Genomic DNA, 23230 nt, shown 5'->3' on the forward strand with positions numbered 1-23230 from the left:
CCCGGGTGACCCGCCCGCCGCCTCCCGCCCGCTCCCGCGCCCGGCGGGACGCGGCGGGAGGAGGACTCAGCCGGTGATCAGGTCGAACTGCTCCCAGCCGCCGATGGCGGCCCTGTTGGCGATCAGCGCGGCCGCGCCGGCGTTCTCCGCGGTGACGTAGAGCCCGTTGATCTGCGCCTTGAGGCTCACGGTGCCGTTGGAGTTGCGGACGAGCTGGAAGGTCTCCCAGCTGCCCACCGCGGTGCGGGCGGCGATCAGCGGGGACGCCCCGGAGTTGTCGGCGCTGACGATGAGGCTGTTGGCGTGGGCGCGCAGCGCGACATTGCCGCCGCCCTGGTCGATCATGTCGAACTGCTCCCACGGCCCGATCGCGGTCCGGTTGGCGATCAGCGGGGAGGCGCCGCCGTTGTCCGCCGTCACGTACTGGTTGTTGGCCCGCGCCCGGAAGCTCACCACCGTGCCGGGGCCGCCGCCGGTGGACGAGCCGACGGTCGGCTGGGTGGGGCGGGTGGCGGTGAGCGCGAGCTGCCCCTTGAGCATCCGGCCGNCGGTGGACGAGCCGACGGTCGGCTGGGTGGGGCGGGTGGCGGTGAGCGCGAGCTGCCCCTTGAGCATCCGGCCGCCGTCGCCGGTCAGCCGCAGGTAGTAGTCCGACGAGCAGGCCGTACCGTCCTCGTCCAGCGCCCACAGCCCCGAGCCGGCCGGTACGGAGGCCGCGGTCTCCGCGGTCTTGGCGATCTGGTTGCCCTCGCCGTACTCGTCGAACATCGAGATGTAGATGCCCTGCACCCCGGCCCGGCAGACGTTGTAGAACTGCCGCCACATGAAGTCGCCGTGCGCCCGCTGGCGGCCCGACACATCGCCCGGCAGCACGCACGGCTGGTAGTCGACGCCGTGCGCGTTGCAGTCCGCCTGGTCGGGCACGGTATAGGCGGTGTAGGCGTTGTCGGAGTCGCCCGCGTTCCCGATCGCCCCGACCATCCAGGGCGAGATCATGTTCAGCGCGTGGTAGACGTCCGCGTAGCCGGCCCGCGAGCCGCCGGTGCCGGTACGCCACTCGCGCGGCACCCCGCCGATGACGTAACAGCCCTGCGACTTGAACCAGTTGATGACGTCCAGGCACGCGGCGGCGCTGAAGGGGTGGTTGTTGTCGTTGAAGCCGAAGCCCCAGATGCACACCACCGGCTTGCCGTTCTGGGTGGCGTACGCCGACGAGGCGGTGTGCGCCTTCATCTTGCTGGTCCAGTCGGCCTTGATCTCCGACTGCATGGTCGTCCAGCCGGAGACGTCGTACATCACGTAGAACTTCCGGCCGTGCGACTCCGAGGCGCTGCGCACCTTCGCCGCCATCGCGTCCCGGGTCGGTCCCTCGGGGCTGTTGGGGTTGAAGCGCTGGAGGGCGGCGGTGTCGATGTTGTTCTGCTGCATCCACAGGAAGTGGGTGTCGACGGTCTGCTGGTCGTACGACGAGAACAGCGCGGCCGGCTGCCCGTTGTTCAGGTTGGGGTACGCGGTCTGGTAGGTCCTGGTGTACTCGCGCATATCCGGCCACGCCTTGATGACGTTGTTGGACGGCGACGGCGCCTGGCCCGCGTTCTGGCTCCAGTGCCACCAGGTGTTGATGGGGGCGCCGTCGCCGATGCAGGCGAACCAGCCCTGGTATCCGACGGTGATCTTGCCGACCACATCGCCCGGCCCGCTGGCGGCGGGCGCGGCCGATGCGGTACGGGCGGCGCCCAGCGTGCCCAGGGCCGCGGCGACGGCCCCGCCCGCTGTGGTGCCGATGAACGTACGACGCGAAACTGCCATGGCTGTCTCCGAACGGCGGCGCACGGCGTGTGGGCCGGGCGCGACGGTGGACTGAGCGCACGGAACCTGCTGCTCAAAACTTCAACAGGTGAACCCAGTGCCCCGCTCGCGGCTGTGACAGATCGCGTCACGGCCGCGGTGGAATCCGCTTGTTTCGGGCTGACTTGCGGTGGGGGGAGGTGCGCGCAGTCCCATGACACGCACCACGCTGAGCACTTCCGAAAGCGCGGTTTCAAGTACGCAGGGATTCAACTGCTGAAACAAACATTCCGTCAAGGGTCCAGACCAGATAAGCGAATTGTCCGCAAAGGGCTGCATTCGCCGGACGGTTGCCGTCATTGCACCCTGCGCAATGACGGCAAAAGATCGGATGAGTTCATTCACGACTTGTCGGACCCGGTGGGTCGGGCGGCGTTCAGCAGTGCCATCTCCTCGTCGGTGAGCCGCAGCGCGCCGGCCGCCACGTTCTCCGCGAGGTGGTCCGGGTCCCCGGTGCCCGGGATGGCCAGCACGTGCGGACCCTGCTGGAGCGTCCAGGCCAGCCGGACCTGCGCGCGTGCGCCGAAGCCGATACGGTTCACCGTCAGATCGCCCAGCTGCCAGGTTCCGGCTGCCGCGGCGGTGATGGTCCGTGAGGCCATGGATGATCGTTTTCCTCTCGTTGCGGAGACCGGAGTATCGCGTGGGAGGCCACGACCCGGGAATGCCCCGCCGAGCAGGCAATTGTCACAGCGGAAACGGGAACGATGCGCCGCCGCCGGGAGTCGGTCGGGTATCCGGTCAAAGCGCGGCGGCGGAGTCCTGCGCCAGCGCCGAATTTCCGGTTCGCCCCGATACGCTCGGTGATGTGACGACGACCGAGCAGCTCAGGCGCCGCCGCGCGGCCACCCGCCGGGCGGCCCGCGCCTCCATGTCGCCGATCGTGCTGACCGTCGTGCTCGGCGTGGTCGCCCTCGCCACGCCCAGGAGCTTCGCGATCAGCCGGCTGCTGCCCGCCGCGCCCGCGCTGGCCGCGTCGATGTGGTCGGTCGGCGCGACGGTGGGCCTCGGGGTGCTCGCCCTGGTCGTGGTGGTCGCCATCGAACTGCTCTACCACCAGTCGGCCGCGTACTTCACCGGCGGCGCCATCGTCGCCGTCACCGCGGCGGCCGGCTACGCCAGCCACATCCGGCTGCAGCGCGAACGCGCACTGCTCCAGCTCCGCTCGGTCGCGGACGCCGCCCAGTCGGTGGTGCTGCGGCCGATCCCGCGCCGGCTCGGCGGGATGGCCATCGAGACGCTGTACGTCGCCGCCGCCGCGCAGGCCAGGATCGGCGGCGACCTCTACGAGGCGGTCGACACCCCCTACGGCCTGCGGCTGCTGATCGGCGACGTCCGCGGCAAGGGGCTGTCCGCGGTCGGGGTGGCCGGCGCGGTGGTCAACTCCTTCCGCGAGGCCGCCCACGACGAGCCCGACCTCGTCGCGCTCGCCCGACGGCTGGACACCAGCCTGGTCCGCTACGGAACCGCCTTCCCCTCCGCGGAGTCCGCCGAGCGGTTCGCCACCGCCCTGCTGGCCCAGATCCCGTACGGCGGCGGCGAGGCGGCCCTGGTCAACTGCGGCCACCCGGCGCCGATCCTGATGCGGGGCACGGACATCCGCGCGCTGGAGCCGTCCGCCGCCTCCCCGCCGCTGAACATGGCGGGGCTGATCGGCGGCGACTACACGCTCGACGCCGTGCCGCTTGCCCCCGGCGACCAACTGCTGCTCTACACCGACGGCGTCACCGAGACCCGTGACCGGTCGGGCGCCTTCTTCCCGCTGCTGGGCTGGCTGCGCGGGCAGGACGCGGTAGGGCCGCGCCGGCTGCTGGACCTGCTGCACGACCAGCTGCTGGACTTCAGCGGGGGAGGCCTGGACGACGACATCGCGGCGCTGGCCGTACGGGTGGGGACCGGCGACGGCACCACCGTATGATAAGGCTTCCTTAGCAGTTACTCTGGCGGTATGACCGAGGATCTTGATGTCGGCCGGGCCGCGGAAACCCTGATCTCCAGCCTGCGGCTGCTGGTCCGGCGGGTGCGGCAGGTGCAGCTGGACGGCGAGCTGACGCTGCCCGAGACCTCGGCCCTGTCCCGGCTGGACCGGGGCGGCCCCGCCACGTCCAGCGCTCTGGCCAAGCAGGAGCAGATCAGCCCGCAGTCGATGGGCGCCACCCTCGGCCGGCTGGAGGCCCGCGGCCTGGTCGAACGCCGCTCCGACCCGGACGACGGCCGCCGGGTGGTCCTCTCGGTCACCCCTGACGGCCTGGAAATGCTCCGCAACCGGCGCAATGCCAGGACCCAGAAACTCGCCGACGCCCTCGCCACCCGCTTCACCCGTGCCGAGCTGGAGCAGCTGATGGCCGCCGAGCCGCTGATCGAGCGCCTCGCCCAGAGCATCTGACGGCGCCCGGCCGCCGGAGGCCTTCCGACGCGTGCGCCCGGCCGAGACGCCCCGGATCGCGCGGCCGGGCGCATTGCGAGGGATGCTGGTAGTGAGCCGATATCGGGAGGCACATGCCATGCCGAATATGGGAATCGCCGTAGTGCGGCAGTACGAGCGCGGAGTGGTCTTCCGGCTCGGGCGGCTGCGCGGGGTGCGCAAGCCCGGTTTCCACTTCATGATCCCGCTCTCCGACCGGATGTCGAAGGTGAGCCTGCGGACGGTCACGATGCCGGTGCCGTCACAGCAGGTGATCACCCAGGACAATGTGTCGATCGGGGTGGCCGCGGTGGCGTACTTCCGCCGGGTCGACGCGGTGAAGGCGATCGTGGAGATCGAGAACGTCTCCCAGGCGGTCGGCCAGATCGCCCAGACCACGGTCCGCAACATCGTCGGCCGCTCGATGCTCGACCAGGTGCTCACCGACACCCAGACGCTCAACCTGGCGATCCGCGAGATCCTGGACAGCATCACCCAGCAGTGGGGCGTGCAGGTCTTCCTGGTCGAGCTCAAGGACATCGAGCTGCCGACGTCCATGCAGCGGGCGATGGCCCGGCAGGCGGAGGCCGAGCGGGAGAAGCGCGCGAAGATCATCGCGGCCGAGGGCGAGGCGCTGAGCGCCGGACGGCTCGCCGAGGCCGCCGATGTCATCGCCGACCACCCGGTCGCCCTGCAGCTGCGGAATCTGCAGATCCTGGCCGAGATCGCCGCGGAGAAGAACAGCACCATCGTCTTCCCGGCCCAGCTCCTCGACAGCGCCAGGGCCGTGACCCGGTTCGTCGAGGACCAGAGCGGCCACACCCCCGACCCGGACGCCTCCGCGCCCCGGATCGACCCCATGGCCGAACCCCGGGCGGTGGACGCCCCGCGCGAGGAGACGCCCCCGCCGCAGATCAACCCGGGGGAGTGAGGGCGACGCCCCCCGCGGGCGGCGGAATCGCCGCCGCCCGCGGGCGGGACCCGTTCACAGGGCCCGCAGGATGTCCTCCACCCGTTCCTTCGCGTCGCCGAAGAGCATCTGGCTGTTCTCGCGGAAGAACAGCGGGTTCTGCACCCCGGCGTAACCGGGGTTCATCGACCGCTTGAAGACGACGACGTTCTCCGCCTCCCACACCCGCAGTACCGGCATGCCGGCGATCGGGCTGCCCGGGTCGTCGATCGCGGCCGGATTGACCGTGTCGTTCGCACCGATGACCAGCACCACCGTGGTCGCGGCGAGATCGTCGTTGATCTCGTCCATCTCCAGCACGATGTCGTAGGGCACCTTCGCCTCGGCCAGCAGTACGTTCATGTGGCCCGGCAGCCGGCCCGCGACCGGGTGGATGCCGAACCGTACGTCCACCCCGCGCTCCCGCAGCCGGCGGGTCAGGTCCGCCACCGGATACTGCGCCTGCGCCACCGCCATGCCGTAACCGGGGGTGATGACCACCGATGTGGCGTCCCGCAGCAGCCTGGCGGTGTCCTCGGCGCTGATCTCCCGGTGGTCGCCGTATTCGGTGGTGTCGGCCGGACCGGTCTCGACGCCGAAGCCGCCCGCGATCACCGACAGGAAGGACCGGTTCATCGCGGTGCACATGATGTACGACAGGTACGCGCCCGAGGAGCCGACCAGCGCGCCGGTCACGATCAGCAGGTTGTTGTCGAGCAGGAAGCCCGACGCGGCCGCCGCCCACCCCGAGTAGCTGTTCAGCATCGACACGACCACCGGCATGTCGCCGCCGCCGATCGACGCCACCAGGTGCAGGCCGAGCGCCAGCGCCACCGCGGTCACTGCGACCAGCAGCCACAGATGCGGCGACACGACGAAGGCGACGGTCAGCCCGACGAAGGCGGCGAGGCCGCCGAGGTTGATCAGATTGCGGCCGGGCAGCATCAGCGGGCTCGACTTGATCCGCGCCGACAGCTTGAGGAAGGCGATGACCGACCCGGTGAAGGTCACCGCCCCGATGAAGACGCCGATGAAGACCTCGGCATGGTGGATGCGCAGCAGGTCGGCGGCGATCTCGTGCTGAGCCGAGCCCTTGGCCTCCACGTCGAGGTAGCCGTTCCAGCCGACCAGCACCGCGGCCAGGCCGACGAAGCTGTGCAGTATCGCGATGAGTTCCGGCATGCCGGTCATCTCCACCCGGCGGGCCCGCCACAGGCCGATCCCGGCGCCGATGACCATGGCCGCCACCAGCAGACCGATCCCGGTCGCCGCGATGCTGCGGGACGCCAGACCGATGGTCGCCGCCAATGCGATGGCCATGCCGGCGACGCCGTAGACCACACCGGAGCGTGACGTCTCGTGCCGGGACAGCCCGGCGAGGCTGAGGATGAACAGCAGGGCGGCGACAACGTAGGCCGCCTGGGCGGCAGTCGATGCACTCATGGCCGCTCAGTCCTTCGCGAACATGCTGAGCATGCGCCGGGTCACGGCGAAGCCGCCGAAGATGTTGATGGACGCCAGCAGCACCGCCACGAAGGACAGCACCGTCACCGCGGTGTGCGCGTGCCCGATCTGCAGCAGCGCGCCGACCACGATGATCCCGGAGATCGCGTTGGTCACCGACATCAGCGGGGTGTGCAGGGCGTGGTGGACATGGCCGATCACGTAGTAGCCGATGACGATCGCCAGCACGAAGACCGTCAGATTGCCGATCAGCTGCTCGGGCGCGAAGGCCGTCACCAGGAACAGCACCGCGGCGCCCAGGCCCACCAGCGCGTACGTACGGCCGGGCGAGGCCGCCTTGCGGGGCGAGGGGGCGGGCGCGGCCGGGGCCGCGGGTGCGGCCTGCGCGGCCGACACCTGGACCGGCGGCGGCGGCCAGGTTTTCGCACCGTCCCGCACCACCGTGACCGAGCGCTGCACCACGTCGTCGAAGTCCAGCGTCAGCTGCCCGTCCTTGGCCGGGGTCAGCAGCTTGAGAAGATTCACCAGGTTGGTGCCGTACAGCTGCGAGGCCTGGGCCGGCAGCCGGGACGCCAGATCGGTGTAGCCGATGATCGACACCTGGTTGGCGGTGACGACCACCTCGCCGGCGACCGTGCCCGCCACATTGCCGCCCTGCGCCGCGGCCATGTCCACGATCACGCTGCCCGGCCGCATGCTCGCCACCATCTCCTCGGTGATCAGCAGCGGGGCGGCCCTGCCCGGGATCAGGGCGGTGGTGATGATGATGTCCACCTCGGGGGCCTGCTCCACGTACAGCGCGGCGGCGCGGGCGCTGTAGTCGTCCGACATCTCCTTGGCGTAGCCGGTCGCGCTCACCTCCACCTCGGCCGACTCCACCGACAGGTATTCCCCGCCCAGCGACTTGACCTGGTCGGCGACCTCAGGGCGCGGGTCCGTCGCCCGGACGATCGCCCCCAGGCTTCCGGCCGCGCCGATCGCGGCGAGGCCGGCCACCCCGGCGCCCACGACCAGCACCTTGGCCGGCGGCACCTTGCCGGCCGCGGTGACCTGGCCGGTGAAGAACCGCCCGAAGGTGTGCGCCGCCTCCACGACGGCGCGGTAACCGGCGATGTTGGCCATCGAACTGAGCACATCGAGGGACTGCGCGCGGGAGATCCGCGGAACCGCGTCCATCGCGAGCGCCGTCACCGGCCGCCGCGCGAGCGCGTCGAGCAGGTCGGGGTTGTGCGCGGGGCCGAGCAGCGAGATCAGCGTCGAACCGTCGGACAGCAGCGCGATCTCCTCCGCGGAGGGCGCGTTGACCGCCAGGACGACATCGGATCCCCACACCTCGGGCCGGCTCCCGGTCTCGGCGCCGGCTTCCCGGTAGGCCTCGTCGGACAGGCTCGCGCCCAGTCCCGCGCCGGCCTCCACCACCACCCGATAGCCGAGGCCACGCAGCTGGGCGACCGTCAGGGCGGTGGCCGCCACCCGCGTCTCCCCGGCCCGTGACTCGGCGACGACGCCCACTCGTTGCCCTGACTGACTCATCAATGGGTCCTCTCTGGTCGGCGGTCCGCCTCGGATGAGGCAATGACTACCGGGAAGGTAGCCGCAGTTCGCCGGGGCGTGCGCCGGTGAAACCGGCACAGTCCCCGCGCCGCCGTTCCCGGCAGGCCGAAAACCACCTGCGTGGCCCGCATCGTCCCTGCTAGCGTCCGCGGTATGAGACGCCAAGGACAGACGACGACGCCGGAGTACGTCCCGGCGCGCTGACCGATGTCCGTAAGCGAAGCCCCGGGGCGGGTGCCCCGGGGCTTCGCCGTGTGGTCACCTGCCTCCGCTGTCCGCGAGGAGACCCACGATGCACGACCACCGCAGGCTCGGCCGCGAGCTGTCCCTGTTCGACACCGACCCGCTGATCGGCGCGGGCCTGCCCTACTGGCTGCCTGCCGGCGCGGCGGTGCGGCACGCGCTGGAGGAGTACATCCGCGAGGAGGAGCGCCGGGCCGGCTACCGCCATGTGTACTCACCCGCGCTGGCCAAGCGGGAGCTGTACGAGGTGTCGGGGCACTGGTCCCACTACAGCGACGACATGTTCCCGCCGATGGACCTCGGCGGCGAGCAGTTCGTCCTGCGGCCCAGCCTGTGCCCGCACCACGCGCTGATCTACCGCCGCCGCGCCCACAGCTACCGCGAACTCCCGCTGCGGATCGCCGAACTCGGCGGGATGTACCGATCCGAGCTGTCCGGGGTGCTCGGCGGCCTGACCCGGGTGCGGGCGATCCAGCTCAACGACGCCCATATCTTCTGCACCCTCGACCAGGTCGCCGACGAGGCCCGGGCGGCGCTGGCGATGATCGGGCGCGCCTGTGCGGCGCTGGGGATCGTGCCCGTGCGGTACCGCCTGTCGCTGGCGGGGCCCGGCGGGAAGTACGTCGGCGGCGCGGACAGCTGGCGGCGGGCCGCCGCCCTGCTCACCGACGCGCTGGACGCGTCCGGCCTGGCGTACGAGGCGCAGGAGGGCGAGGCCGCCTTCTACGGACCCAAGATCGACGTCCAGGTCGCCGACGCCGCCGGGCGGGAGAGCACCCTGTCCACCGTCCAGGTCGACTTCCACCAGCCCGAGCAGTTCGGCCTGGAATACGTCGGCGCCGACGGCGGGAAGCACCGCCCGGTGATGGTGCACCGCAGCATCGTCGGCAGCGTGGAGCGCGCGGTCGCCCACCTGGTCGAGCAGCACGGCGGCGCCTTCCCCGGCTGGCTGGCCCCGGTCCAGCTGGTCCTGCTGCCGCTCACCGAGGACGAGGTGCCGTACGCCGCCGCGCTGCTGGAACGCTGCCTCGGCCGCGGCCTGCGCGCCGAGATCGCCCACCCGGCGCAGGGCACCCTCGGCGCCCGGGTCAGGGCCGCGCGCCTTGCCCCCTACCAGGGCGTGATCGGCCCCCGCGAGGCCGCCGCCGGCGACCTGGCCCTGCGGCTGCGCGACGGGCGCAGGCCGGGGCCGCTGCCGGCCGCGGCAGCGGTGGAGCGCATCGCGGCCCTGGTACGCGCCCACAGCGCCGAGCTGTGGGACGACCAGGGCCGGGAGGGGTAAGGCGCGGGCGCGGCCCCCGGGCGAGGCCGGCCGTCAGCCCGGGGTGTCGCCATGGAGCGCCACGGCCCGGAGCGCCGAGCGCCGCGGGCCTCCGCCGGTATCTGCCCGGACATCACCCGCCTGCCCGCCCGCGTACGACACCGGCCGCGCCGCCGCCCGACCGCCCCGGGCGGCTGCCCGCGGGCCACGACCGCAGACCGCCCGGCCCCGGCGGCCCCGGGGCCGCGGGCCGTCAGCTGTGCTTGGCGGCGACCTCGAAGAGGAAGAAGAGGTAGGCCGCGAGCAGATGCGCGACCACCACGTAGACCAGCACCCGGGTGATCACCCCGCGCTGCTTGCGCTTCTCGGTGCCGTTGGTGGTCGGGACGACGGCCGGGGCGAGCGGTCGGGGGTCGTGCGGGGCGCTGTCGGCGGTCATGTCCGGTCTCCTCGTGGGGTGACGGTATGGTGCGCCGCGGTCCGCGCGGCGGCGGTACGGGGCGGCGCGCCGACGCACAGCGCGGACGTCTCGCTCTGCATCAGCGTGTGCACGAACAGCACATCGGCTCCCGCGCTCCCGGCGGCGGCCAGCTGGTGCGGCACCAGCGAGTCGAAGTGCGCGGAGTCCCCGGGGGCGAGGGAGTGGGTGCGCTCGCCGAGGGTCAGGTCGAGCGTGCCGCCGGTGACGTACAGCCACTCCTCGCCGGGGTGCACCCGCACCAGGGCGCGCTGCGACCCGGGCGGGATGTGCAGCCGCAGCGCCTGCATGGCCCGGCCGGTGCCGCCGGCCCGCCAGTACGTCCAGCCGCCGGCGGGTACCGCGGCCGCGTCGCCGCCGCGTACGATGGGGTCGGGTTCGCCCCCGGTCTCGCCGAGCAGGTCCGAGACGGTGGTCCCGTACATCCGGGCGAGTCCGAGCAGTACCGGGAGCGAGGGCTGACGCAGCCCGGACTCCAGCCGCGACAGGTGTGCCGCGGACAGCCCGGCCCGGCTCGCCGCGTTCTCCAGCGTCAGCCCGGCCGCCCGCCGCAGCTCCCGCAGCTGCGGGGCCAGGGCCAGGTCGTCGCCGGAGGCTGCGGGGGGCCGGTGGTCGGTGGCTGCCATGACTCCATGGAACAGCAGTGCATGCCTGAGGGGCAAAAGTTTTGCCCCAGAGGCAAATCATGCTGACCCGGCGCCGGCCGGGCGACGCGCACCGGCCGTGCGGCCGTGTTGCTGTTCCGGCAAGGAGGTTTGCCGCCGGGGTCCGCACCTGCCGATCATCGCGGCATGGAGGCAGACGATATGACGAACCCCTACCCGCAGATCCACCCGCACGCCGCGCCCGCCCGCCCCGAGGGGCGCTACGAGGTCGTGGTCGTCGGCGGCGGAGCCGCGGGCCTGGCCGGGGCGTCGACCCTGGCCCGCGCCCGCCGCTCGGTCCTGGTGATCGACGCGGGACACCCGCGCAACGCCCCCGCGGCCGGCGTCCACACCTATCTGGCCAGAGAGGGCACGCCGCCCGCCGACCTGCTCGCCGCCGGGCGCGCCGAGGTCGCCGGCTACGGCGGTGGGATCCGCCCGGGCACCGTCGCATCGGCCGAGCGCCGCCCGGAAGGGGACTTCCGCGTCACCCTGGCCGACGGCGCCGCCGTACTGGCCGACCGGCTGCTGGTCACCACGGGCCTGACCGACGACCTGCCCGCCGTCCCGGGACTCGCCGACGGGTGGGGCCGCGACGTGCTGCACTGCCCGTACTGCCACGGCTGGGAGGTGCGCGACCGGGCCGTCGGCATCCTGGGCACCGGACCCTTCGCGGTCCACCAGGCGCTGCTGTGGCGGCAGTGGAGCGACCGGATCACCCTCTTCCTGCACACCGCGCCCGAGCCGGACGCCGAGGCGTACGAGCAGCTGGCCGCCCGCGGCATCGCGGTCGTCGGCGGCGAGGTCGCCCGGCTGGTCGCCGACGGCGGCCGGCTCACCGGGGTGGAGCTGGCCGGCGGCCGGCGGATCCCCTGCGACGCCGTGGCGGTCGCCCCGCGCTTCACCGCCAACAGCGGCGTCCTGGAGGGACTCGGCCTCGAAGCCGAGGAGCAGGAGATGGGCGGCCACGTGATGGGCACCCGCATCCCCGCGGACCCGGTCGGCGCCACCGCCGTGCCCGGTGTGTGGGTGGCCGGCAATGTCGCCAGTCTGGCCGAGCAGGTGATCGGCGCGGCCGCCGCCGGAGTACGCGCGGGCGCGGCCATCAACGCCGACCTGGTCGCCGCCGACACCCGGCGCGCGGTGGCGGCGGCCCGTACGGCGCGCACGGGTGCCGGCGCCCTTGACGGCCCTGCCACCGCTCACAGCCCCAGGTAGGACAGCAGCTCGCGGGCGGCCGGGCTGTGCCGGCCGTCCGAGGGCAGCGCGACCGAGACCTCCCAGTTCTGGTCCTGCCGCCCCTTGAGCGGCACCACCGCCAGCGGCGCGGCCTGCTCCTTGCGGGAGATCGGCTGCGGCACCACCGCGATGCCGAGCCCGTGCCGCACCATGTCGATCAGGGTGTGCACGTCGTAGACCTCGACGCCGATCCGGCGCGGGGTGCCGCTCGCCGCGAAGGCGCGGTCGGTCAGCCGCCTGGCGCCCCAGTCCTGGTGCCAGTCCACGAACGTCTCGTCCGCCAGCTGGCCCCATTCCGCGTACGGTTCGCCCGCCAGCCGGTGCCCGGGGTCGCACAGCAGCACCATCGGCTCGCTGGTCAGCGGCAGCAGCCGCACCCCGTCGGGCGGCGGCCCCGGCAGTGTGATGAAGGCGAGGTCGAGCCGCCCGTCGGCGACGTGCTGCGCCATCACCGCCGACCCCGCCTGCCGCAGCCGCACCTCCACATTGCCGTGCTCGGCGCGGAAGCGGGCCAGCAGCGCGCCCACGTCGACGTTGACGCACTGCTCGGTGCCCACCGCGAGGCTGCCGCGCAGCAGCCCCTGCACCGCCGCGACGGCGTCCCCCGCCGCCCGCGCGGCGGCCAGCGTACGGGTCGCCTCGGCCAGCAGCGCCCGGCCCGCGCCGGTCAGTTCGACGCTGCGGGTGGTCCGGGTGAAGAGGGCGGCGCCCAGCTCCCGCTCCAGCGCGCGCACCGACGCCGACAGCCCCGACTGGGACACCACCATCCGCTGAGCGGCCCGGGTGAAGTGCCGCTCCTCGGCGACGGCGACGAAGTATTCGAGTTGCCGCAGTTCCATGATTGAGAAACCTAGTCGATGAATCCATCCGCTTTCTTCTATTGGACGGTTCACCCGGTCGGGGCCAGCATGGGTCACGGCCGTACGGCCACCACCGGGCCGCCTTCGAAGGAGCACCACCGTGGAGTACCGCAATCTCGGCCGCAGCGGATGCAGCGTCTCCGCGCTGTGCCTGGGCACCATGACCTTCGGCGCCGAGTCCGACGAGAAGACCGCGTTCGCCCAGCTCGACCGTTTCGTGGAGGCCGGCGGCACCTTCATCGACACCGCCGACGTCTACAGCGCGGGACGCTCGGAGGAGATCGTCGGCCGCTGGCTCGCCGACCGGCCGGCCGATGTCACCGACCAGGTGGTGATCGCCACCAAGGGCCGCTTCCCGATGGGCGCGGGACCCAACGACGCCGGGCTGTCCCGGCGGCACCTCGACCGCGCGCTCACCGCCTCGCTGCGCAGGCTCGGCGTCGACTCCGTCGACCTGTACCAGGTGCACTCCTGGGACCCGCTGACCCCGGTCGAGGAGACCCTGCGCTTCCTCGACGACGCGGTCCGCCAGGGCCGTATCCACTACGTGGGCCTGTCGAACTACACCGGCTGGCAGCTCCAGAAAGCCGTCGACACCGCCGACTTCCGCGGCCTGAGCCGCCCGGTCACGCTGCAGCCGCAGTACAGCCTGCTCAGCCGGGAGATCGAGTGGGAGATCACCCCGGCCTGCCAGTCCGAGGGCCTGGGCCTGCTGCCCTGGAGCCCGCTCGGCGGCGGCTGGCTCACCGGCAAGTACCGCCGCGACGAGCGCCCCACCGGCGCCACCCGGCTCGGCGAGGATCCCGGGCGCGGGGTGGAGGCGTACGAACGGCGGGCCGCCGCGCAGCGGACCTGGGACGTCGTGGACGCGGTGCAGTCGGTCGCCGAGGAGGCCGGGGCCACGATGGCGCAGGTCGCGCTGGCCTGGCTGCTCGACCGTCCGGCGGTCACCTCGGTCATCCTCGGCGCCCGCACCGTCGAGCAGCTCGACGACAACCTCGGCTCCTCCGACCTGCGGCTGACTCCCGGGCAGACGGCCCGCCTCGACCGCGCCAGCGACCCGGGCGCCGCCGACTACCCCTACGGCGTCCCGGGAGCGGACCAGCGCAGCCGCCGCATCGAGGGCGGTCGCTGACCGGCCCCGCGTGACCCCCGGCGGCAGCGCGTCGCCGGGGGGCGTGCGCCGTGCGGCACGCGCCGGGCGGACGCTTCCGCACGCCGCTTACCGCGGTGCGGCCGAACCGGATTGAATGGGGTCATACCGGCTGTCAGCAGGGAGCCCCCGATGACCGACCGCCCCACCGCCGAAATAGTCTTCGACGCGCCCTTCGCCGACCGCTCGGCCTGGGCGGTCGGCCGCAGCTCCGCCTATCCCGGGGACGGGCGCAATCCCGGTGACAACAAGCTCGACCGGATCGGCCCCGACTGCGGCCCCACCGCTGACGGGGTCTTCGCCGCCCGCCGCACCCGCGGCGGCACCTGGCACGCCGCACTGGTCTCCACCGAATACGCCCCCGGCGGCTTCGAACTGCTGCCGGGCGACGAGCTGACCGCCACCTGCGTCGTCCACGACGTCCAGGGCGCCTGGCCCGCGCTGTGGACCTGGGGGCGCGACACCGGCGGCCGGTCGCAGCCCGGGCACGGCGAGATCGACGCCTTCGAATACCATCCCACGAACCCCGGCCTGCTGGAACTGACCAACCACGTCCGCCCGGCCGCCTGTTACGCCGAGGACGCCGTCACCGCGGGCCGTCCGTTCGCGCTGCGGGTGGTCTTCGGCGCCGTGAGCGTCGAGTGGTACGCCGACGAGCGGCTGCTCTTCGCCGACCGGCGCGGGGTCGGCCCGCACTGGCGCGCCTGGCCGATCGTCTGCGTCAGCGTGGCCGCGGGCCGCTACGGCCATCTGCCCCCGCTGCCCGGCACCGACGAGCTGGAGTGGCAGTGCACGGCGCTGACCGTGCGCCGCCCCGTCCCTGCCGGCACCGCAGCCACCGGAACAGTTTCGGATCACCCGGCATGATCACGCGCGGGCCGGGCAGGTGCACCCATGACACCCTTGCGGGACAGGGGTCCCTTGCTTGTGAATTTGCATGAATTCCCGCGAATCGGATGGATCGGAGTCGGTGCGATGACCGGGCGGCAGTCGGCGGACACGGATCAGGGTGCGACCAGTGGGGCGAGTATGAGCGACGGTACGACCACGAGCGCCGCCGATGTCGTGCGCGGCGCTCCCTGCTGGGTCAGCCTGACGGCGCGGGACCTCGCCGCCGCGGAGAAGTTCTACGGCACGGTGCTCGGCTGGGAGTTCCGCTCGACGACGCTCGGCGAGCGCTTCGCCGTCGCGGTGACCGACGGCCGCCCGATCGCCACGATCGGCGCGGTCGCCGGCGACATGCAGGTCGCGGTGGGCTGGACCCCGTTCTTCGCGGTGGCCCAGGCGGACGAGGCGACCGCCAGGATCCGGGAGCGCAGCGCCACCGTGGCCCTCGGCCCGGTGTCCTTCGCCTCCGGGCGCGCGGTGCTCGCCGCCGACCGCGACGGAGCGGTCTTCGGCGTCTGGGAGGGCCGGCTGCCCGGCGGCTGGCAGTCCTGGCACGACCGCGGCCCGGTGGTCGTACGCCTGCGCACCAGGGACTCCTTCGAGGCGGCCATCTTCTACGGCGGCGTCCTGCAATGGGCCGAAGAGGGTGAGGGCTGCTGCACCGTCTCTTACGAGGAGGACCGGGCCGAGGTCGTCGTCCGCAGCTGCGGTGACGCGGTGGCCCGGATCTCCTCCGGCGCGATCGAGGCGGCCCCCGACCCGGCGATCCGCCCGCACTGGGCGGTGCATTTCGCGGTCGACGATGTGGATGTACGCGTCGAGGCCGCCCGCTCGCTGGGCGGCACGGTGATCGCCGCCGGGACGGCGGGTCCGGCCGGCGCGTGGGCCGATCTGCGCGACCCGGACGGCGGGCTGTTCACGGTGTTCTCCCGGCAGCCGCGTCCGGCGCGATCGCCCGCCTGACGCGGTCCGCCACCCCGGCGGCCCGGAGCGGGCGGGGCGTACGCCGCGAGGCGGGCGGCGGCGGTGGGTCCGGCAGCAGCTGGGCGTCTATCAGCGCGTCCAGCTGGTCCTTGAACCGCTGATTGGGCCCCGGCGTCGTGCTTCCCGGGTCCGTGCCTCCCGGGGCTGTGTCCTGCGCCGACATGACCAAGCGTGGCGGATCCGCCATGGCCTGCCCTCCTGACGTACCGGATGACGACTGGACTCAGAATATACACGAACGGTCGTGCTAAAAATTGGCCGCGCCGTACCGGCACTGCCCTTGCCCCGCCCCGGGGGTCAGGCGCGGTCGGCCGGCAGCAGCGCGGGGTCGGTCGCCGTGTCCCGCAGCCGGTTCAGTATGCCCGTGGCCGCCATCCGGTACCCGGCGTCGTCACCGTGCAGCACCGACTCCCCGTTGGCCATCTCCATCAGCGCGCAGATCTCGAAGACCAGCTGCGCCCGGTCGGCGTCCTGCCGCGCCTCGCCCGCCTGCTGCGCCTCCCGCAGGGTCTGCTCCAGGAAGGAGAACCAGTTCCTGCGGGCCGCCGCGATCGTGTCGTGCAGCCTGCCGGGGCGCGCGTCGTACTCGGCGGCGGCCGAGTAGAAGAAGCAGCCGCCGGGGAAGACCCGGGTCTGCGAATAGGCCAGCCAGCCGTCGCACAGCCGCCACAGCCGGTCCATGCCGTGCGGCAGTTCGTGCGCCGGGTGCACCACGTGTTCGAGGAAGATCCTGATGGCGGTGCGTACGGTCGCCAGTTGCAGGTCCTCCTTCGACCCGAACAGCGCGAAGACCCCGCTCTTGCTGAGCCCCAGGTCGCCGGCGAGCCGCCCGACCGTCAGCCCGTCGAGGCCCTCGACCGACGCGACCGAGACGGCGCGCTCCAGCACCAGCCGCCGGGTCTCGTTCCCGCGCGCGACCCGGCCGTCCACGCGGGCGCCGCTCCTCGTGGCCGCCACTGGAACCTCCGCCGTGTCGCGCCGCCTGTCACCGAATCCGCCGCGCTCCAGCGTACGCGAGCCGGTGCACGACCGTGCGGCCAGTGGGGCGGCGCGGGCCGGCGGCGGCGCCGGCCCGCGGCCGTGCTCAGCAGATCCGCGGCAGCTGCTCGCCCACCGGCAGGTCGACGACCCGGGTGCCGCCGAGGCCGGTACGGGCCACGACCATGCCCGGGTGGTCCGCGACCGCCGCACCGATCACCCGCGCCCGCGCGCCGAGCGGATGCGCGCGCATCGCCGCGAGGACGGCGTCCGCGTGCTCGCGGGGCACGAAGGCGACGAGCTTGCCCTCGTTGGCGACGTACATCGGGTCGAGCCCGAGGATCGCGCAGGCGTTGGCGACGGCCGGCGGCACCGGGACGCTGCGCTCCTGGATGACGACGCCGACCCGGGCGGCGGCGGCGATCTCGTTGAGCGCGGCGGCCAGGCCGCCCCTGGTGGGATCGCGCAGCACGTGCAGATCGGGGGTGACCGCGAGCATCGCGTCCACCAGCCCGCCCAGGGCCGCGCAGTCGCTCTCGATGTCCACGCCGAATTCCAGGCCCTCGCGCACACTCATGACGGCCACACCGTGCGCGCCGATCTCACCGCTGACGATCACCACGTCACCGGGCACGACCCGCTGCGGACGCAGGTCCACCCCGGCCGGGATCAGCCCGATGCCCGCGGTGTTGATGTAGACGCCGTCGCCGTGCCCGGCCTCGACGACCTTGGTGTCTCCGGTGGCCACCTCGACGCCCGCGACCCGCGCCGCCGCGCCGATCGCCTCGGCGACCCGGGCCACCACCGGCATCTCCACGCCCTCCTCCAGGATGAAGGCGCACGACAGATACGCGGCCCTGGCGCCGCTCATGGCCAGGTCGTTGACGGTGCCGTTGACTGCCAGCGCACCGATGCTCCCGCCGGGGAAGAACAGCGGGCGGACCACGTAGGAGTCGGTGGAGAAGGCCAGCCGCGTCCCGCCGAGCGTGACGGCCGCCGCGTCGCCGAGCTGCGCCAGCACCTCACCGCCGAAGGCCGGCGCGAAGATGTGCTCGACGAGTTCCGCGGACAGCGCACCGCCGCCGCCGTGGCCCATCACCACCCGCGGCTGGTCGCGCAGCGGCGCGGGGCACGTCCACGACAGCATGTCCACAGGGGCCGCGGCTGCGGGCGCCGGAAGGGTCTCAGACAACGGGGCTCGCCTCCAGGCGCGGGGAGGCGACATCGAGCCGCCGGTAGAGGTAGTAGGCGGCGCACGCGCCCTCGCTCGACACCATCGTGGCGCCCAGCGGGGTGCGCGGGGTGCACACGGACCCGAACGCCTCGCACTCGTGCGGCTTGAGCAGGCCCTGCAGCACCTCGCCGGCCCGGCAGGCGGCGGGTTCCAGGGTGGTGATGCCGGAGACCGAGAAGCGGTGCTCCGCGTCGAAGTCGCGGTAGCGCGCGGAGAGCCGCCATCCGCTGTCGGGGATCACCCCGATGCCCCGCCACGCCCGGTCGGTCACCTCGAAGACGTCGTCGAGCATCGCGCGGGCGGCCGGGTTCCCCTCGTCGAGCACCGCCCGCCGGTAGGCGTTCTCCACCGCGTGCTCACCGCGTTCCAGTTGCAGGACCGTGCGCCGTACGCCCTCCAGGATGTCCAGCGGCTCGAATCCGGTCACCACGATCGGGACCCGGTACCGCTCGGCCAGCGCCGGGTATTCGCCGGTGCCCATCACGCTGCACACATGCCCGGCGGCGAGGAAGGCCTGCACCCGGCAGGCGGGGGAGCGCATGATCGCCTCGATCGCCGGGGGCACCCGCACGTGCGAGACCAGCAGGCTGAAGTTGCGGATGCCGAGCCTGCGCGCCTGGTAGACCGTCATCGCGTTGGGCGGGGCGGTGGTCTCGAAGCCGATGCCGAAGAAGACCACCTGCCGGTCCGGGTTCTGCCGCGCGATGCGCAGCGCGTCGAGCGGTGAGTAGACCACCCGCACGTCGCCGCCCTCGCTGCGCACCCCGAACAGGTCGCGGCCGGTGCCGGGAACCCGCAGCATGTCACCGAAGGAGCAGAAGATCACCCCGGGCCGCGAGGCGATCTCCAGCGCCTTGTCGATCACTTCGAGCGGGGTCACGCACACCGGGCAGCCGGGGCCGTGGATCAGCTCCACCTCGTCGGGCAGCAACTGGTCGATGCCGTGCCTGATGATGGTGTGGGTCTGGCCTCCGCACACCTCCATCAGCGCCCACGGCCTGGTCACCGCGGCGTGGATGCTGTCCAGCAGCCGCCGCGCCAGCTCGGGGTCCTGGAATTCGTCGATGTACTTCACCGCCCCGCCTCCCGCGGTCCGCCCAGGCCGTCGAGGTGGTCGAAGGCGGCGCCGCCCGCCTGCGTCGCGGCCTCCCAGGGGTCGCCGAACTCCTCCTGGAGCATGCCGAGTTCGGCGAAGAGGTCGAGGGTGCGGCGGGCCGACTCCTCGTCGAGCCGCTGCAGGGCGAACCCCACGTGCACGATGGCGTACTCACCGACCTTGAGGTCCGGCAGGTACTCCAGGCACACCTCCTTGACGACACCGCCGAAGTCGACGCTGGCCATCGTGGTGCCGTCCCGTTCCTCGATCTCCAGCACTTTGCCGGGTACCGCCAGGCACATGGGTCCTCCTCGCTGTGGGGGGCGATCCTTCGTCCATCGGGGCGCGGGCGGTCAGCCGTCCGTCCGCCGCGCCGCGACCATCAACTGGCCCAGCGCCAGGCCGCCGTCGTTCGGCGGGACCAGCCGGTGCAGCAGCACGGTGAAGCCGTCCGCGCGCAGCGCGCCGGCGCACAGCCCGGTGAGCAGCGCGTTGCCGAACACCCCGCCGGTCAGGGCGACGGTCCCAAGGCCGTGCCGGGCGCGCGCGGCGGCGCAGCCGCGCACCACCAGGGCGGCCACCGCCGCGTGGAAGCGGGCCGCGACCGTACCGGCCGGGGCGCCGTCCCGCAGGTCGGCTGCGACGGCGGCCAGGACGGGGCCGGGGGCGGCGATCAGTTCGGCGTCCTTCGCCCCGCCGGGGCGCAGACCGAACGCGTACGCCCCGCTGCCGCCGGCCGTCAGTGCGGCGGCCTCCAGCTCGACGGCGGCCTGCGCCTCGTACCCGGCCAGCTGGCACACCCCGGCGAGCGAGGAGACCGCGTCGAAGAGCCGCCCCATGCTGGAGGTCGGGACGCAGTTCACCTCGCGCGCCAACTGCTGTCCCAGGACCCGCAGTTCGTCCGGCGGGCAGGCCGCGACCGGGGCCAGCGCGGCGTCCCAGGCGATGCCCGCGGCCCGCAGATGCGCCAGCGCCATCCGGTACGGCCGCCGCACCGCCGCGTCGCCGCCGGGCAGCGGTACGTACTCCAGCCGGCAGAAGCGGTCGAAGCCGTCGTAGTCGGCGAGCAGGAACTCCCCGCCCCACACCGCTCCGTCGTCGCCGTAACCGGTGCCGTCGAAAGCCACCCCGATGACCCGCCGGCCGCCGTCGAGACCGTGCTCGGCCATTGCGGAGGCCACATGGGCGTGGTGGTGCTGCACGCGCAGCAGCGGGCGCCCGCCGCAGTGCCGCTCGGCCCACCGGCCCGACGCGTAGCGCGGGTGCCGGTCGGCGGCGAGCAGCTCCGGGCGTACCGCCGTGATCGACTCCAGCTGCCGCCGCGCCCGCTCGAAGGCGCCCACCGTGGCCAGGCCGTCCATGTCGCCGATGTGCGCGGAGAGCCAGCCGCGGCGCCCCTCGCCGAGGCAGAAGGTGTTCTTCAGGTCGCCGCCGACGGCGAGCGCCGGCCGCACCGGGACCGGCAGCGCGACCGGCAGCGGGGCGTACCCGCGCGACCGGCGGACCACGGACGGCGCTCCGTCGCTCACGCGCACCACGGAGTCGTCGCACGGCACGCGGATCGCCCGGTCGTGGGTGAGGAAGGCGTCGGCCAGCGGCGCCAGCCGCTCCAGCGCTTCGGCGTCACCGGTGACGATCGGCTCGCCCGAGACATTGCCGCTGGTCATGACGAGCGTGCCGGGACCGGGCGGATCGCCCGGCAGGCCCAGCAGCAGATGGTGCACGGGCGTGTAGGGGAGCATGACGCCGATGTCGGGGCTCCCCGGCGCCACCGCGGCGTGGCGCGGTCCGCGCCGCCCGCGCAGCAGCACCACCGGCCGTACCTGGCCGGTGAGCAGCGCCCGCTCCTCCGGGCCGGTCCTGGCGAGCCGCTCGGCGCCGGCCAGGTCCCGCACCATCAGCGCGAACGGCTTGTCACCGCGGGCCTTGCGCCGCCGCAGCAGCGCGACCGCGGCGGAGTTGTCCGCGTCGCAGGCCAGGTGGTAGCCGCCGATCCCCTTGACCGCCACCACCGCCCCTGCCGCGAGCAGCGCCCGCGCCGCACCGACCGGGTCGCCGCCCGCGTCCCGGGCGCCCGGGACGACCAGCCGCAGCCGCGGTCCGCAGTCGCGGCAGGCGATCGGCTGGGCGTGGAAGCGCCGGTCGGCCGGGTCGGCGTATTCCGCCGCGCACGCGGCGCACATCGGGAAGCCGCCCATCGTGGTGTGCTCGCGGTCGTACGGCAGGCCGGTCACGATGGTCAGCCGCGGCCCGCAGTTGGTGCAGCTGATGAAGGGGTGCCGGTGGCGCCGGTCGCCGGGGTCGGTGAGTTCGGCGAGGCAGTCGGCGCAGGTCGCGGTGTCGGGCGGGACCAGGGTGCGGACCGGCCCGTCCCGGTGCGAGGCGACGATGGCGAAGCCGGAGCCGCCGGTGACGGCCAGGTCGTGGTGGTCGACCGAGTCCACGGCCGCGAGCGGCGGCGCGCCCGCCGCGATCCCCGCGCAGAAGCGGGCCACGGCCGCCGCGGCGCCCTCCACTTCGGCGACGACCCCGTCACCGGTGTTGGTGACCTGCCCGGACAGCCCGAGACCGGTCGCGAGCGCGTGGACGTAGGGCCGGAAGCCGACGCCCTGCACGACTCCGCGCACCGTCACCCGGCTGCGCCGCCGCGGTCCTGCCGTGCCCACGGCGGCCGGGGTCATGACGCGCCGGGCACCGCGGCGTGCAGCCCGGGGCGGGAGTGCCCGTGGTCGTCGTCGCCGTAGGGGTGGGCGTGGCCGCGGTGGTCGTCATCGCCGTGGTGGTGATCGGCCCCGCCGTGGTGGTGGCCGTGGGAGCCGGAGCGCGCCATGACCGGGGCGTGCACCGGCGCGCCCGCGCCGGCCGCCGCCGCCCGGTCCAGCAGCGCACCGGCCTGCTCCCCGGTGCGTACCGAGGTCAGCAGCACCTCCACCCCGGGGTTGACCTGCTCGACGTGCGCGCGGAAGGCCGCCTCGTCGAAGTCCACCGCGTCGGCGAGGTCGGTCTTGGTCACCACCACCAGATTCGCCAGGCCGAAGGCCGTCGGGTACTTCAGCGGCTTGTCCTCGCCCTCGGTCACGGAGGCGAGCACCACCCGCAGCGTCTCGCCGAGGTCGTAGGAGGCGGGGCACACCAGATTGCCGACGTTCTCCACGAACAGCAGCGCGGTGGCGTCGGGCAGCCAGCCCTCCAGGTGGCGGCCGAGCATCGCGGCCTCCAGATGGCACAGCCCGTCGGTGAGCACCTGCTTGACCGGCGCGCCCGACCTGGCCAGCCGCTTCGCGTCGTTCTCGGTGGCCAGATCGGCGGTCAGCGCGGCCACGCGCAGCCCGCGCCGCCCGGCCAGCAGCAGCTCCTGCTCCAGCAGCGCGGTCTTCCCGCTGCCCGGGCTCGACAGCAGATTGACCACGGTGGTGCCGCGGGCCGCGAGGGCGGTACGCAGCTCGTGCGCGCGGACGTCGTTCCCGGCGAGCACGGCCTGTTGCAGGTCAAGCACACGGCACATCGTTCAGCGCTCCTCGCGGATCGGGTCCCGGGCGGGTTCGCCCGGTGTGCCGTCGTCCCACTGCACGGCGGCGATCTGCAGCTCACGGCCCGACAGGAGCGCGGCGGCGGCGGTGCCGCACGCGGGACAGCACAGGTCGGGCGGCATCCCCACCGCCCACTCGTCCGCGCACGGCAGGCACCTGGCGCGCCCCGGCACGGTCTCGGTCACCAGACGCGCGCCGTGCAGCACCGTGCCGGCGCACCCCAGGGTGAAGCTGAACGACAGCGCGTCGGGGACGACGCCGGCGAGTTCACCGACCCGCAGACGCACCGACCGTACGGCGGTGGCGCCTGCGGCCTGCGCGGCCTCCTCCACCTGCCCGATCACCGCCATCGCGATGGACATCTCGTGCACCGTCGTCATCCCCTGCCGGCCTGTCGCCCCGCCCCCACTAAAGGGTGCGCGG

The 23230-nt window shown here is 73.4% G+C and carries 21 protein-coding genes and 1 pseudogene; 8 read left to right on the plus strand and 14 right to left on the minus strand.

The window, feature by feature from the left end; genetic code table 11:
• Nucleotides 1-66: 66 nt before the first annotated feature.
• Complete coding sequence (locus tag V7E46_RS14920; RefSeq protein ID WP_333768864.1) at nt 67-1809, minus strand: DUF7910 domain-containing protein; 1743 nt, start codon at nt 1807-1809, stop codon at nt 67-69.
• A gap of 380 nt (nt 1810-2189) precedes the next feature.
• A pseudogene (locus tag V7E46_RS14925) lies at nt 2190-2363 on the minus strand (aldo/keto reductase); the annotation flags it as partial.
• 293 nt (nt 2364-2656) lie between these two features.
• On the opposite strand from V7E46_RS14925, the gene V7E46_RS14930 reads away from it, so the two are divergent.
• The 3 genes from V7E46_RS14930 to V7E46_RS14940 all read left to right on the plus strand — a co-directional run bounded on the left by V7E46_RS14930 (nt 2657) and on the right by V7E46_RS14940 (nt 5183).
• Entirely contained in the window at nt 2657-3766 is a 1110-nt protein-coding gene (locus tag V7E46_RS14930; RefSeq protein WP_333768865.1) for a PP2C family protein-serine/threonine phosphatase, read from the plus strand.
• 30 nt (nt 3767-3796) lie between these two features.
• Nucleotides 3797-4234: a MarR family winged helix-turn-helix transcriptional regulator gene (locus V7E46_RS14935; protein WP_329171470.1), complete on the plus strand. Its 438-nt coding sequence runs from the start codon at nt 3797-3799 to the stop codon at nt 4232-4234.
• Nucleotides 4235-4361: 127 nt separating this feature from the next.
• Nucleotides 4362-5183, plus strand: coding sequence for a slipin family protein (locus tag V7E46_RS14940; protein WP_333768867.1), 822 nt, complete (start codon nt 4362-4364; stop codon nt 5181-5183).
• Nucleotides 5184-5237: 54 nt separating this feature from the next.
• On the opposite strand, the gene pntB is transcribed toward V7E46_RS14940, so the two are convergent.
• Together pntB and V7E46_RS14950 are read right to left on the minus strand one after the other, a co-directional pair.
• Nucleotides 5238-6644 carry a Re/Si-specific NAD(P)(+) transhydrogenase subunit beta gene (gene pntB, locus V7E46_RS14945; protein ID WP_333768868.1) on the minus strand — a complete coding sequence of 469 codons (1407 nt, stop codon included), beginning with the start codon at nt 6642-6644 and terminating at the stop codon, nt 5238-5240.
• Nucleotides 6645-6650: 6 nt separating this feature from the next.
• Nucleotides 6651-8198, minus strand: a complete 1548-nt coding sequence (locus V7E46_RS14950) for a Re/Si-specific NAD(P)(+) transhydrogenase subunit alpha (RefSeq protein ID WP_333768870.1) — start codon at nt 8196-8198, stop codon at nt 6651-6653.
• Between the two features lie 313 nt (nt 8199-8511).
• Between V7E46_RS14950 and thrS the strand changes: the two genes are divergently transcribed.
• Nucleotides 8512-9744 (plus strand): threonine--tRNA ligase, encoded by a 1233-nt coding sequence (gene thrS, locus V7E46_RS14955; protein WP_333768871.1) that lies wholly within the window; start codon nt 8512-8514, stop codon nt 9742-9744.
• Nucleotides 9745-9976: 232 nt separating this feature from the next.
• Here thrS and V7E46_RS14960 read toward each other — a convergent pair whose 3' ends face one another.
• Together V7E46_RS14960 and V7E46_RS14965 are read right to left on the minus strand one after the other, a co-directional pair.
• Entirely contained in the window at nt 9977-10162 is a 186-nt protein-coding gene (locus V7E46_RS14960) for a DUF6126 family protein (RefSeq protein WP_329171461.1), read from the minus strand.
• Nucleotides 10159-10827, minus strand: coding sequence for a helix-turn-helix domain-containing protein (locus V7E46_RS14965; protein ID WP_333768872.1), 669 nt, complete (start codon nt 10825-10827; stop codon nt 10159-10161). The genes V7E46_RS14960 and V7E46_RS14965 overlap by 4 nt, the downstream gene beginning before the upstream one ends.
• A 180-nt stretch (nt 10828-11007) precedes the next feature.
• Between V7E46_RS14965 and V7E46_RS14970 the strand changes: the two genes are divergently transcribed.
• Nucleotides 11008-12063 carry an NAD(P)/FAD-dependent oxidoreductase gene (locus V7E46_RS14970; RefSeq protein ID WP_333768891.1) on the plus strand — a complete coding sequence of 352 codons (1056 nt, stop codon included), beginning with the start codon at nt 11008-11010 and terminating at the stop codon, nt 12061-12063.
• Here V7E46_RS14970 and V7E46_RS14975 read toward each other — a convergent pair.
• Nucleotides 12048-12923 (minus strand): LysR family transcriptional regulator, encoded by an 876-nt coding sequence (locus V7E46_RS14975; protein ID WP_333768873.1) that lies wholly within the window; start codon nt 12921-12923, stop codon nt 12048-12050. The genes V7E46_RS14970 and V7E46_RS14975 overlap by 16 nt on opposite strands.
• Nucleotides 12924-13044: 121 nt before the next feature.
• On the opposite strand from V7E46_RS14975, the gene V7E46_RS14980 reads away from it, so the two are divergent.
• The 3 genes from V7E46_RS14980 to V7E46_RS14990 all read left to right on the plus strand — a co-directional run bounded on the left by V7E46_RS14980 (nt 13045) and on the right by V7E46_RS14990 (nt 15948).
• Complete coding sequence (locus V7E46_RS14980; protein WP_333768874.1) at nt 13045-14079, plus strand: aldo/keto reductase; 1035 nt, start codon at nt 13045-13047, stop codon at nt 14077-14079.
• A gap of 150 nt (nt 14080-14229) precedes the next feature.
• The gene (locus V7E46_RS14985) at nt 14230-14964 is read left to right on the plus strand and encodes a beta-glucanase (RefSeq protein WP_333768875.1); all 735 of its coding nucleotides are present in this window, start codon (nt 14230-14232) and stop codon (nt 14962-14964) included.
• A 162-nt stretch (nt 14965-15126) separates the two neighbouring features.
• Nucleotides 15127-15948 (plus strand): VOC family protein, encoded by an 822-nt coding sequence (locus V7E46_RS14990; RefSeq protein ID WP_333768876.1) that lies wholly within the window; start codon nt 15127-15129, stop codon nt 15946-15948.
• Nucleotides 15949-16266: 318 nt separating this feature from the next.
• Here V7E46_RS14990 and V7E46_RS14995 read toward each other — a convergent pair whose 3' ends face one another.
• The 7 genes from V7E46_RS14995 to V7E46_RS15025 all read right to left on the minus strand — a co-directional run bounded on the left by V7E46_RS14995 (nt 16267) and on the right by V7E46_RS15025 (nt 23178).
• Entirely contained in the window at nt 16267-16926 is a 660-nt protein-coding gene (locus V7E46_RS14995) for a TetR/AcrR family transcriptional regulator (RefSeq protein WP_333768877.1), read from the minus strand.
• Between the two features lie 127 nt (nt 16927-17053).
• On the minus strand, nt 17054-18094 hold the full coding sequence (hypE, locus tag V7E46_RS15000) for a hydrogenase expression/formation protein HypE (RefSeq protein ID WP_333768892.1): 1041 nt from the start codon (nt 18092-18094) through the stop codon (nt 17054-17056).
• A 37-nt stretch (nt 18095-18131) separates the two neighbouring features.
• Nucleotides 18132-19256 (minus strand): hydrogenase formation protein HypD, encoded by a 1125-nt coding sequence (gene hypD, locus V7E46_RS15005; RefSeq protein ID WP_333768878.1) that lies wholly within the window; start codon nt 19254-19256, stop codon nt 18132-18134.
• Nucleotides 19253-19579: a HypC/HybG/HupF family hydrogenase formation chaperone gene (locus V7E46_RS15010; protein WP_333768879.1), complete on the minus strand. Its 327-nt coding sequence runs from the start codon at nt 19577-19579 to the stop codon at nt 19253-19255. Before V7E46_RS15010 ends, hypD begins: the two co-directional genes overlap by 4 nt.
• Nucleotides 19580-19630: 51 nt before the next feature.
• A complete protein-coding gene (gene hypF / locus V7E46_RS15015) occupies nt 19631-21958 on the minus strand; it encodes a carbamoyltransferase HypF (RefSeq protein WP_333768880.1) in 2328 nt (775 codons plus the stop codon).
• The gene (gene hypB / locus V7E46_RS15020; protein WP_333768881.1) at nt 21955-22782 is read right to left on the minus strand and encodes a hydrogenase nickel incorporation protein HypB; all 828 of its coding nucleotides are present in this window, start codon (nt 22780-22782) and stop codon (nt 21955-21957) included. The genes hypF and hypB overlap by 4 nt, the downstream gene beginning before the upstream one ends.
• A gap of 3 nt (nt 22783-22785) precedes the next feature.
• Nucleotides 22786-23178: a hydrogenase maturation nickel metallochaperone HypA/HybF gene (locus tag V7E46_RS15025; RefSeq protein WP_333768893.1), complete on the minus strand. Its 393-nt coding sequence runs from the start codon at nt 23176-23178 to the stop codon at nt 22786-22788.
• Nucleotides 23179-23230: the final 52 nt, after the last annotated feature.

This window comes from Streptomyces sp. IBSBF 2435 (assembly GCF_036815005.1).
In the GTDB taxonomy this organism is placed as follows: domain Bacteria; phylum Actinomycetota; class Actinomycetes; order Streptomycetales; family Streptomycetaceae; genus Actinacidiphila.